General features: G+C 70.9%; 1 protein-coding gene. It reads right to left on the bottom strand.

Going from position 1 to position 640, the window contains the following annotated elements; genetic code table 11:
* Positions 1-640, bottom strand: a 640-nt coding sequence (locus JMF90_RS39495) for an ImcF-related family protein (protein WP_236598164.1), incomplete at both ends; no start/stop codon positions are given.

Raw genomic sequence — 640 nt, 5'->3', positions numbered from 1 at the left:
GCACGTAGTCGAACCACGCTTCGCGCGTGAACGTGCCCGGAATCGCATAGCTGCCTGCCACGAGCCCCTGGTTGCCGTCGCCGACGATGCGCGCGATGGTCATCGGCGCGAAGCGGGTCGATGCGCGGGCCTTGATCTCCTCGTAGACGCGCTGGCGGGCCGGCATGCCGCGCACGACGCGGCGCAGGTTCTCGCGGGTCTGGTCGACGAGCGCGAGGTTCGCGTCGATCATCGGCCAGTCGTCGTCGTTCACGCGCGACAGGTAGAACGAGATCATGCGCTCGGCGCTCCGGATCATCTCGTCGCGCGGCATGTTGCCGCGATTCGTCTCGAGCCAGCCGCGCCAGAAGCGGGCGAGCTGGTCGGTCAGGTGCGCCTGTTCGACGTGACGCTTGTCGGACAGCATCAGGTAGGTCTTCAGCGCGTTGTATGCGTCCTGCACGTTGGTCGGCGACGCGTCGCTGTAGAGGCCGCCCTGCGGCGCGGCCGCCTGTTGCGGGGCGGCGGCCGGCGCGGTGCCGGACGCGGCCAGCATCGCGCCCGCTTGCGGCGCGGCGCCTGCCGCGTTCGTCGAGACCGGCAGCGTGCCGCCCTGCACGGCGCCCGATTCGGGCGGGCGCGTCATCGGCACGAGTTGCTC

The organism is Burkholderia sp. E168m23 (genome assembly GCF_016586125.1).
In the GTDB taxonomy this organism is placed as follows: domain Bacteria; phylum Pseudomonadota; class Gammaproteobacteria; order Burkholderiales; family Burkholderiaceae; genus Burkholderia; species Burkholderia orbicola.
The sequence above is the reverse complement of the archived record's forward strand: the minus strand, read 5'-3'. Positions and strand labels throughout refer to the sequence as shown.